This window comes from Pseudonocardia lacus, from assembly GCF_018531445.1.
GTDB lineage: Bacteria > Actinomycetota > Actinomycetes > Mycobacteriales > Pseudonocardiaceae > Pseudonocardia > Pseudonocardia lacus.
In genome coordinates this window covers 1-11,212 of sequence record NZ_JAHDTH010000244.1, presented here as the reverse complement: position 1 = coordinate 11,212, position 11,212 = coordinate 1, and the positions used below count along the sequence as shown (strand labels likewise).

4 protein-coding genes are annotated in these 11,212 nt (G+C 72.2%); all 4 read left to right on the top strand.

Going from position 1 to position 11,212, the window contains the following annotated elements:
* Nucleotides 1-270: 270 nt before the first annotated feature.
* Genes KIK08_RS33850 through KIK08_RS33835 form a run of 4 tightly spaced genes read left to right on the top strand, consistent with a single transcriptional unit; the run spans nucleotide 271 to nucleotide 11,096 of the window.
* Nucleotides 271-2,634, top strand: coding sequence for a helicase-related protein (locus tag KIK08_RS33850; RefSeq protein WP_308258059.1), 2,364 nt, complete (start codon nucleotides 271-273; stop codon nucleotides 2,632-2,634).
* Between the two features lie 13 nt (nucleotides 2,635-2,647).
* A complete protein-coding gene (locus KIK08_RS33845) occupies nucleotides 2,648-5,509 on the top strand; it encodes a DEAD/DEAH box helicase (protein WP_214407392.1) in 2,862 nt (953 codons plus the stop codon).
* Nucleotides 5,509-9,525, top strand: coding sequence for an Eco57I restriction-modification methylase domain-containing protein (locus KIK08_RS33840; protein WP_214407391.1), 4,017 nt, complete (start codon nucleotides 5,509-5,511; stop codon nucleotides 9,523-9,525). Before KIK08_RS33845 ends, KIK08_RS33840 begins: the two co-directional genes overlap by 1 nt.
* Nucleotides 9,522-11,096, top strand: coding sequence for a putative dsRNA-binding protein (locus KIK08_RS33835; protein ID WP_214407390.1), 1,575 nt, complete (start codon nucleotides 9,522-9,524; stop codon nucleotides 11,094-11,096). The genes KIK08_RS33840 and KIK08_RS33835 overlap by 4 nt, the downstream gene beginning before the upstream one ends.
* Nucleotides 11,097-11,212: the final 116 nt, after the last annotated feature.

Sequence of the window (11,212 nt, the reverse complement as noted above, 5' to 3'; positions counted from 1 at the left end):
TATCCACCGCAGCCCTTGTGTTGATCTTCTTCCTTCGTCAGAAGCATGATCAACCAGGGGCTGCTCCCATGATCACCCGGGGTCACCTGAGCGCAGCGCCGGGACCCACGAGGTTAAAGATCAAGCTCGGCGCTGGTCTGGAAAGCCGGCGCGGGGGAGCAGGGCGCCTACGACCCGCTGACCCGCACCTACGCCAGCGGCGACGGCCCACGGGTCAACCGCTTCTTCGCGCAGCTCTACCAGGACGCGGCGCAGGCCCTGGCCGGGCTGGTGGCGCGGGAGCACACGGCCCAGGTGGACCCGGCGCAGCGGCAGGCCCGCGAGGACGACTTCCGGGCGGGCCGGCTCAAGCTGCTCTACTGCTCGCCGACGATGGAGCTGGGCGTCGACATCTCCGAGCTGAACGCGGTGATGATGCGCAACGTCCCGCCGACGCCCGCCAACTACGCGCAGCGCAGCGGCCGCGCGGGCCGGTCCGGGCAGCCGGCGCTGGTGACGACCTACTGCGCCACCGGCAACAGCCACGACCAGTACTACTTCCGCCGCTCGCAGCGGATGGTCGCCGGGGTCGTGGCCCCGCCCCGCCTCGACCTGGCCAACGAGGACCTCGTCCGCTCGCACGTGCAGGCGGTGTGGCTGGCCGAGTGCGGGCTGAAGTTGGGCAGCGCGGTCCCGATCGTCATCGACACGGCCTACGACAAGCAGGTCCGCCCACCGGCCCCGCCGCTGCGCCTGCACGAGGACGTGGTCGCGAAGATCAACGACCGGTCGGCGGCCACGCGCGCGGTCACGGCCGCGCGCGAGCTGCTCGGTCCGCTGTGCGAGCGCTTCGCCGAGGACTCGACCTGGTGGCACGACCAGTGGATCTCCGACGCCGTGCAGGCGGCTCCGCAGCAGTTCGACCGGGCCTTCGACCGGTGGCGCCAGCTGTTCACCGCCGCGCTGGTCGACCAGGACGAGCAGAACCGCCGGGTGCTCGACCACTCGCTCTCGGAGAACGACCGCCAGATCGCGACCCGCCGCCGGCGGGAGGCGGAGACGCAGCTGAAGCTGCTGGTCAACGAGAGCGTCGACAGCAAGTCGGTGCTGTCGGACTTCAACCCCTACCGCTACCTGGCCAGCGAGGGCTTCCTGCCGGGCTACTCGTTCCCGCGGCTCCCGCTCGCCGCCTACATCCCGACGTCCGGGCGGCGCTTCGGCGACGGGGACTACCTGCAGCGGCCCCGGTTCCTGGCCATCCGCGAGTTCGGTCCCGGCGCGCTGATCTACCACGAGGGGGCCCGCTACCAGGTCGACCGCATCCAGCTCCCGCCCGGGGGCGCGGGCGACCTGGCGACGACGACGGCGAAGCGCTGCGAGTCGTGCGGATACCTCGGCGCCGACGGCGAGGACGTCTGCGACATGTGCGGGGAGCGGCTGCGCGAAGTCACGACCGGTCTGCTGCACCTGCACACGGTCTACACCACGCGCCGGGAGCGGATCTCCTCCGACGAGGAGGAGCGCCGCCGCGCCGGGTTCCGCCTGGAGACGGCCTACCGCTTCCACGACCACGGGAACCGGCCCGGCCGCCGTGACGCGCTCGTGCAGGACGACGGCGGCCGGATCGCCACGCTCACCTACGGCGACTCGGCGACCGTGCGGATCACGAACGTGGGCCGGGTGCGCGCCAAGAAGGACGAGCCCCCGGGCTTCTGGCTCGACCTCGCCGACGGCCGCTGGATGAACGAGAAGGACGCCGCCGAGGCGGCCGGTGACTCCAGCGAGCTGCCCGTGCTCGGCGCGGGTGACGAGCAGCGCCGCAAGAAGCGGGTGATCCCCTACGTCGAGGACCGCCGCAACATCCTCGTCGTGCGGATGGCGCAGCCGCTCGACGAGGCCGTGGCCCTGTCGTTGATGTTCGCCCTGGAACGCGGGATCGAGGCCACCTACGAGCTGGAGGACAGCGAGCTGAACAGCGAGCTGCTCCCGCCATCTGACGGCCCGCGCGACCGCATGCTGTTCACCGAGGCCGCCGAGGGCGGGGCCGGGGTGCTGCGCCAGCTCCAGTCCGAGCGGTTCGACCTGCGCAAGGTCGCCCTGGCGGCGCTGGACATCTGCCACTTCGAGCCCGACGGCACGGATCGCGGCGGCTCGCACCCCGACCGGCCGTGCGCCCGCGGCTGCTACGACTGCCTGCTCACCTACGGCAACCAGCTGCACCACGCCGCGATCGACCGGCACAGCGTCCGCGACCTGCTGGTCCGGCTCGTGGGCTCGCACACCCTCTCGACCGGCCGCGGGGAGAGCCGCTCCGAGCAGCTCTCCCGGCTGCAAGACGCCTCCGACACCGGGTTAGAGGCCCGGTTGCTGGCGTTCCTCAAGGAACGCGGCCTGCGGATGCCCGACGACGCCCAGGTCCTGGTCGAGAAGGCCCGGGCGCGGCCCGACTTCGTCTACCGGCTGCCGGGCGTGAACGTCGCGGTGTTCGTCGACGGCCCCGTGCACCAGTTCCCCGCGGTGGCCGACCGGGACGTCGAGGCCGAGGAGCGGCTGATCGACGAGGGCTGGGAGGTCGTGCGCTTCCCGCACGACGTCGACTGGGCGGCCATCGCCGGCAAGTACCCCAAGTACTTCGGTCTCGACGACCAGAGCTGACCAGGAAGCGAGCATGACGACCTACACCGCCGGATCACTGGTCCGCGCCCGCGACCGGGAGTGGGTGGTGCTCCCGGAGAGCGCCGCCGACCTGCTGGTGCTGCGCCCGCTGGGCGGCAGCGACGACGATGTCGCCGCGGTCTTCCCCGCCTTCGAGGAGGTCACGAGCGCGCAGTTCGCGCCGCCGACCCCGGGCGACGTCGGTGACGCGCACGCCGCCGGCCTGCTGCGCACCGCGCTGCGCATCGGCTTCCGCTCGGGTGCCGGGCCGTTCCGGTCGCTGGCCGGGATCGCGGTGGAGCCGCGCGCCTACCAGCTGGTGCCGCTGATGATGGCGCTGCGCCAGCGGGTCGTCCGGCTGCTGATCTCCGACGACGTCGGGATCGGCAAGACCGTGGAGGCCGGGTTGATCGCCGCGGAGCTGCTGGCGCAGGGCAGCGCGCGCCGGCTGGCGGTGCTGTGCTCGCCGGCGCTGGCCGAGCAGTGGCAGGCCGAGCTGCGCGGCAAGTTCGGCATCGACGCCGAGCTGGTGCTGGCCTCCACGGTGTCGCGGCTGGAGCGCGACCTGGCGCTGGGCCAGTCGCTGTTCGACCGCTACCCGCACGTGATCGTCTCCACCGACTTCATCAAGTCCACCCGCCACCGCGACGACTTCGTCCGGCACTGCCCGGACCTGGTGATCGTCGACGAGGCGCACAGCTGCGTGGCCGCCGACGACACCGCGGCCACCCAGAACCAGCTGCGCTACGAGCTGCTGACCAAGGTCGCCGCGGACGTCGAGCGCCACCTGCTGCTGGTCACCGCGACCCCGCACAGCGGCAAGGAGGCCGCGTTCCGCAACCTGCTGGGTCTGCTCGTCCCGGAGCTGGCCACCGTCGAGCTGGACACCGAGGCCGGCCGCCGGCAGCTGGCCCGGTTCTTCGTCCAGCGCAAGCGGGCCGACGTGCGCCGGTTCCTGACCGAGGACACCGCGTTCCCGTCGGACCGGTTGTTCGCCGACAAGACCTACCGGCTCTCCCCGGCCTACCGCGCGCTGCTCGACGACGCCATCGCCTTCGCCGGGGAGCGGGTGGAGGCGGCGGGGGAGCGGGGCAGGCGGGAGGCGCGGATCGCCTGGTGGTCGGCGATCGCGCTGCTGCGCTCGCTGGTGTCGTCCCCGCGGGCTGCCGCGCAGACCCTGCGCACCCGCTCCGCGACGGCCGAGGCCGACAGCGCGGAGGAGGCCGACCGGCTGGGCGCCCCGATCACCCGCGACGCCGCCGACGCCGACCGACTGGAGGGCCTGGACGTCGCCCCGGGCGCGGGGACCGAATCGACCGGCGCCCGGCTGGCCGAGCTGGCCGACCGCGCCGAGCAGTTGGAGGGCCCCGAAGGCGACCGGAAGCTGGCGGTGCTGGTCACCCAGCTCAAGGCGCTGCTCAAGGAGGGTTACCACCCGATCGTCTTCTGCCGCTACATCCCGACCGCCGAGTACGTCGCCGAGCACCTCGGCGGTGTGCTGGGGAAGAAGACGCTGGTCCGTGCGGTCACCGGGACGCTCTCGCCGCAGCAGCGGCTGGCCCGCATCGAGGAGCTGGCCGAGCAGGCCGGCGACGACCCGGCGGCGCGCCGGGTGCTGGTCGCCACCGACTGCCTGTCCGAGGGCGTGAACCTGCAGCACCACTTCGACGCGGTCGTGCACTACGACCTGGCCTGGAACCCGACCCGTCACGACCAGCGCGAGGGCCGGGTCGATCGGTTCGGCCAGCGCCGCGACGTGGTCAAGGTGGTCACCGTCTACGGCGAGGACAACGTCATCGACGGCCGGGTGCTGGAGGTGCTGATCCGCAAGCACCGCCAGATCCGCCAGGACCTGGGCATCTCGGTGTCCATCCCGGAGGCCGCGGCGACCGGGGTGACCGACGCGATCGTCGGCTACCTGATGGAGCGCCGCCGCGTCCCCGAGCAGGGCGCCCTGTTCGACACCGGTGAGCTGGACCTGGGGCCGCAGCAGCTGACGCTGGACGACGAGTGGGCCTCAGCGGCCGAGCGGGAGAAGACCTCCCGCACCCGCTACGCGCAGCGCTCGATCCACCCCGACGAGGTGGCCCGCGAGGTCGCCGCGGTCCGCGACAGCCTGGGCCGTGCCGAGGAGGTGCGCGGGTTCGTCGAGCACGCGCTGAGCGCGCTGGACGCGGTGGTGTGGAAGGACGGCGACGGGTTCGCCGCCGACCTGTCCGGTTCGCCGGTCGGGCTGCGCGACGGCGTGGCCGCCGCGCTGGGCCGCTCGGTCGAGGGCGGCAGCCCGCGGGTGCCGTTCCGCGACAGCGCCGCGGTGGCCCGCGGGGAGGTCGCGCTGGTGCGCACCGACCCGGTGGTCGGCGCCCTGGCCGGCTACGTGCTGAACGCCGCGCTCGACCCGAAGGCCGCCGGCCCGCGCCCGGCCCGGCGCTGCGGGGTGATCCGGACGAACGCGGTCGACACCCGCACCACGCTGCTGCTGGTCCGCTACCGCTTCCACCTGACGCTGCCGTCGCGGGCGGGGGAGCGCCAGCAGGTCGCCGAGGACGCCCGGCTGCTGGCGTTCACCGGCTCGCCGGCCGGCGCCACCTGGCTCTCCCCGGAGGCCGCCGCGGCCCTGCTGGAGGCCGGTGCGGACGCCAACACCGATCCGGGCTTCGCCGAACGCACGATGGAGCGGGTGCTCTCGAACCTGGACGCCGTGGCCGAGCACCTCGACACCGTCGGCGAGGACCTGGCCGACGAGCTGCTGGCCGCGCACCGCCGGGTGCGCAGCGCGTCGGGCGAGATCGTGCGCGGCGTGCACGTCCGCGTCCAACCCGGTGCCGACGTCCTCGGCGCCTACGTCTACCTGCCGGTCCCGGGAGCCCAGTGATGTCGGCGATCAAGCGCGCGCAGATCTTCTCCGCGGTCTACACGGTCGGCGGGCTGCTGCCGGCCGACATGCTCGTCCGCATCGCCGAGGGCAAGGACGTCGACGGGGCCCGTCCCGCGGACTACCGGGTGATCGGCTCCCGGTCGGTGCAGGACGAGGCCGAGCGGCACTGGGAGTACCTGCGCTCGGTGTGGGCGGAGCTGCGCAACCGGCTGCCGCGCGCCCCGGAGGCGGAGGTCCCGGTCGACGCCACCGGTACGGCGGTGAGCCAGTGGTTGCTGCCGCTGTTCTCCGAGCTGGGCTTCGGCGCGCTGACCGCGCTGGGCGCGGCCGGCATCACCTCCGACGACGGCGTGAAGACGTTCCCCGTCAGCCACCGCTGGACCCACGTCCCGGTGCACCTGATGGCATGGCAGACGACGCTGGACGCCCGCGTCGGCGGGGCGGTGCCGGCGCAGTCGCTGCTGCAGGAGTGCCTCAACCGCACCGAGGCGCACCTGTGGGGGATCGTCAGCAACGGCCGCCAGCTGCGGCTGCTGCGCGACTCGAACGCCCTGGCCACCGCCGCCTACGTCGAGTTCGACCTCGAAGCGATCTTCGACGGCGAGCTGTTCAGCGAGTTCGTGCTGCTGTACCGGCTGCTGCATGTCAGCCGGTTCGCCGTCGCCGAGGATGCGGCGCCGTCGGCGTGCCGGCTGGAGAAGTGGCGCGGCGAGGCGATCACGTCCGGCGCGCGGGCGCTCGACCAGTTGCGCACGGGCGTCCAGGACGCGATCACCACCCTGGGCACCGGCTTCCTGCGCCACCCCGACAACACCGCGCTGCGGGAGAACGTCGACGTCACCGCCCTGCACGCGGCCCTGCTGCGGCTGGTGTACCGGCTGCTGTTCGTGTTCGTCGCCGAGGACCGCGACGTCCTGCACGACCCGGCCGCCGACCGGCAGGCCCGCGACCGCTACGCCACCTACTTCTCCACCGCCCGGCTGCGCGCGCACTCCCTGCGCCGCCGCGGCACCGCCCACCACGACCTGTACGCCGGGCTGCGGATCGTGCTGGACGCCCTCGGCGACGAGCACGGTCGCCCCGAGCTGGGCCTGCCCGGCCTGGGTGGCATCTTCGACCCGACCCCCGCCGACGCCCCGCTCGACGGCCTGAAGCTGGCCAACGAGCACCTGCTGGAGGCCGTGCGGCACCTGGCCCGGGTGCGGGACGCGGCGTCGAAGCGTTGGCGCGCGGTGGACTACCGGCACCTGGACGCCGAGGAGCTGGGCTCGGTCTACGAGTCGCTGCTGGAGCTGGTGCCCCGGCACTCCGCGGTGGACCTGACCTTCGAGCTGGTGGCGGCGGCCGGCAACGCCCGCAAGACCACCGGCTCCTACTACACCCCGTCCTCGCTGATCGAGCTGCTGCTGGACTCCGCGCTCGACCCGGTGATCGACGACGCAGTCAAGCGCGGCGAGGAGGCCGCCACCGGCCCCGACCCGTCGTCGGCGATCGTCGAGGAACTGCTCTCGCTGACCGTCTGCGACCCGGCCTGCGGCTCCGGTCACTTCCTGGTCGCCGCGGCCCGGCGCATCGCCAAGCGGGTGGCCGCCGTCCGCGAGGGCAACCCGGAACCCACCCTGCCCGCGGTGCGCACCGCCCTGCACGAGGTGATCGCCCGCTGCATCTACGGCGTCGACCTCAACCCGATGGCCGTCGAGCTGGCCAAGGTGTCGCTGTGGCTGGAGGCCCTGGAGCCCGGCAAGCCGCTGAGCTTCCTCGACGCCCACCTCAAGTGCGGCAACGCGCTCATCGGCGTCACCCCGGCGCTGCTCAAGCAGGGCATCCCGGAGGAGGCGTTCAAGCCGATCGTCGGCGACGACCCGGCGTTCGCCCGGAGCCTGGCCAAGCAGTCCGCCAACGCGCAGATGTCGCTGCTGGACATGGCCGAGGTCCGGGTCTCCAACGTCGGGGCGGCCTACGGGCTGCAGACGATCTTCACCGCACCGGCGGACACCCTCGCCGACGTGCACAAGCAGGCCGAGCGGTACGCCGAGCTGGAGGCCTCGCCCGAGTACCGGGCCGCCGAGCTGACTGCTGATGCCTGGTGCGCGGCGTTCCTGTGGCGCAAGACGCCGGACGCTCCGCAGCCGATCACCCAGGACGTGTTCCTGGCGCTGCAGCACCCGGAGGAAGCCGAGCGGCTGACCGGGACGCGGGCGGAGATCGCGCGGTTGCGGGGTCAGTACCGGTTCCTGCACTGGCATCTGGCCTTCCCGGAGGTCTTCACGGTCTCCAGCCGGGCCGCGGGTGTCGACGAGCAGACGGGGTGGGCGGGCGGGTTCTCCTGCGTGGTGGGTAACCCGCCGTGGGAGACGCTGCAGCTGGAGGACAAGCAGTTCTTCGCCGCCCACGGTCGCGATGACATCGCGGACGCGAAGAACGCAGCTGTTCGCGAGAAGCTGATCCGGCGGCTCGAAGAGGAGGCGCCGGTACTGGCGGCTGACTACCGTGACGCACAGCGTGGTGCAGGTGCTCTCACCCATTTCGTCCGTGGCGGCCGGTTCCCGCTCACCGCGACAGGGAAGATCAACACTTACAGCGTGTTCGCCGAGACCTTCCGGACGATTGTCGGGCCGGAGGGCGCCGCCGGGATCATTACGCCGACCGGGCTGGCCACTGACAAGACCACCGCCCCGTTCTTCGCCGACATCCTCCGAGCCAAGCGCCTGCTCGCCTTCTACGATTTCGAGAACGAAGGCAAGATTTTCCCCGAGGTCCACAACCAGTTCCGCTTTGCTGCCACCGCGGTGAGTGGTCGCCAATGGATCGCGGACCGCAGTCGTCTCGCGTTCTACACCCGTCATGTCGAGGACGTTCCCGAACGTCGCTTCGAACTTGCGCCGGACGAGGTACTGGCCATCAACCCGAACACCGGCACCCTGCCGATGTTCCGCACCCGCACCGACGCCGAGGTAACCCTTGGTGCCTACCGCCGCCACCCCGTCCTCATCCGGGACGCAGGCGCTCGGAACCCGTGGAGTCTGTCGTTCAGCCAGGGTCTGTTCAATATGGCGAGCGACGCCGGGCTGTTCCACCAGCCCGAAGTGCTCGTCGACGCCGACTTCGACGGCTGGTCGTACCACCGCGCCGCGGATGAGCACCTGCCGCTGTATGAGTCCAAGATGCTCGGCCACTTCGACCACCGCTTCTCCACCTACCGCGACGCAACCGAAGCCCAGCTCAACAAGGGAACGTTGCCGCGGCTTACCGCCGAGCAGCACAACGACCCGGACATGGAGCCGCTGGCCCGCTACTGGGTCGCCCGCCCGGTCGTCACCAAGGCGCTCGCCGGCCGGTGGGACCGTGACTGGCTGCTCGGCTGGCGCGACATCACCAATGCCAGCAACGAGCGCACCTTCGTACCCTCCGTCCTGCCCGCCAGCGCGGTCGGCCACAAGTTTCCGCTCGCGTTCCCGACGGACCCGACGCACGGACCTCTCCTGCACGCCGTGTGGTCGTCGCTGGCCTTCGACTACATCTCCCGCCAGAAACTCAGTGGTACGGGGATGACCTACTTCATCGTCAAGCAGCTCGCCTGCCCCACCCCCGCCACCTTCGCCGAACCCACCCCCTGGCAGCCGACCGGCTCTCTCGCCGAATGGATCGTCCCTTACGTCCTGGAGCTGTCCTACACCTCCTGGCGCCTGAAGCCCTACGCCCAGGAGATGCACGACGACGGCCCGCCCTTCCGCTGGGACCCCAAGCGCCGCGCCCTGCTGCGCGCCGACCTCGACGCCGCGTTCCTGCACGTCTACGGCCTGACCCGGCCGGAGGCCGAGCACGTCCTCGATTCGTTCTTCGTGGTCCGCAAGTACGAGGAGCGCGACCACGGCGAGTACCGCACTCGCCGCCTCGTCCTGGACGCCTATGACCGCATGGCCGCAGCCATGAACGGCGGCCCGGCCTGGACCCCGCTCGCCGACGTCCCCGCCGGCCTCGGCCCCCGCCACCCCGATCGGCCCCGGCCGTGACCGGGGAGCCCGACAAGCGCCTCGTCCAGACGGCTGTGGTCGACGCCGCGACATCGCGCACCCCGGTGATCATGCCGATGACCCGGTTCGAGGCCCGGCAGATGCTGGACGGGTCGCCGGGTGCGAGCTTCTGGTGCGGCACCTGGCTGGGCGGGTGCGGGACGCGGCTCACCACGCGCGTCGGGATGGAGCGCATCCCGCACTTCGCCCACCGGCCGGCCCGCAACGGCCAGCACACCGCCTGCCACCGCCAGCACAACGACCGGCGCAGCGCCGACCACCTCTTCGTCGACCGCGACCTGACCATCTGGGCGCGCCGGCACAGCGACCGGCCCGCCGTTCCGGTGCTGCACGGCGAGTTCAGCCGCGGCGGCACCTGCACCTGCCTGGAGCTCGCGCTGCGCACCGAGGCCGGCGACGGGCTCATCACCGTGGTCTTCAAGGCCTACGACATGTCGGTCTGGTACACCGGCGGGCTCGTTGAGCCGTCGACGGCGGGGTGGCGCAACTGGGTGTTCGGTCCCGGGGTGGCGTCCCCCCAGCAGGTCCTCGACCGGGACGGCTTCGCGTTGCACCTGCGACTGGACTCCACCGACGCCGCCGCCAGCGTCGAGATCGGCACCCGTCCCCCGAGCGGCGGCATCGAGTGGGTGAGCCTGGACGACTGCACCGTCGACGAGCGCGGAATCTCCACCCCCTTCGTCGCGGACCTGCGCCGCAGGCGCACCGTCATCATCATGTCGCCGCGGCGTGCGGCCGAGTCCGCGGAGCGCCTCTCGACCGGTGCCGGCGGGACAGCGCTCGTCGACCTCGACGAGGCGCTCGACACCATCCCCCTCCGCGAGCGGCTGGTCGACTTCTTCGCCGAGACCGGGGCGCCGCTCTACGACGACCACCACCTCCAGCGCTGGCTGCGCGCGGCGAGCGCGCACAGCAGCTACCTGTACGAGAAGGGTCTGTCGCGGATCGTCGCCCCGTCCGTCCTGCACGGGCTGGCGGAACTGGCGAAGCGCCACGTGCGCGCGGCGGTCCTCGATCGGTACATCGCCGCTAACCACCCCGCCAAGGTCGGCCAGCAGAGTTCTGCGCTGGCCGCGCACGAGCGCAGCGCCTGGGACGCGCTCGCCGCACTGCCCGCCGTCGAGGACTCGCTGCACTTCGGCAAGGGTGAGGCCCAGCAGCTCGCACAACGGCCGACGAGGTCCCGACTGGCCGTCGTGCAGCAGGTCATCGGGCTGGCCGGGCTCGTCGGCGGCCACGCTGCCGTCCGGCGGCTGGTCGATCGGGCCGTCACCGAGTCCGCAGCGGCATCGGAGCCGGAGACCGTGGCGGACTGGCGGACGACCCTCGACCAACTCGTGCCGCACGAGGACCAGGTGTGGGAGTGGAACCGCTCCGGCCCGGATCACGAGCCCCGGTTCGAGGCGGTGCTGCGGGTGCGTGACTGGACCGCCCGGGGCTCGGGACCGTCGAAGAAGGCGGCCAGTCGCGCGGCGGCCGAGGATTTCGTCCGGCGCTGGTTGCCGGCCGTCACTTCCACCACGATCAGGGCCCACAACAGTCATCCCTGAAGGAGCGGGGCCGGTCAACCCCCTGTTCTTGCTGTTGATCTTTGTTCTGGGGGTTCTCCGCCGGGTTCTGGGCGCGTCGAGGTAGGCGGCGGGGTCAAGGAGCGCCCGTCAGGGCG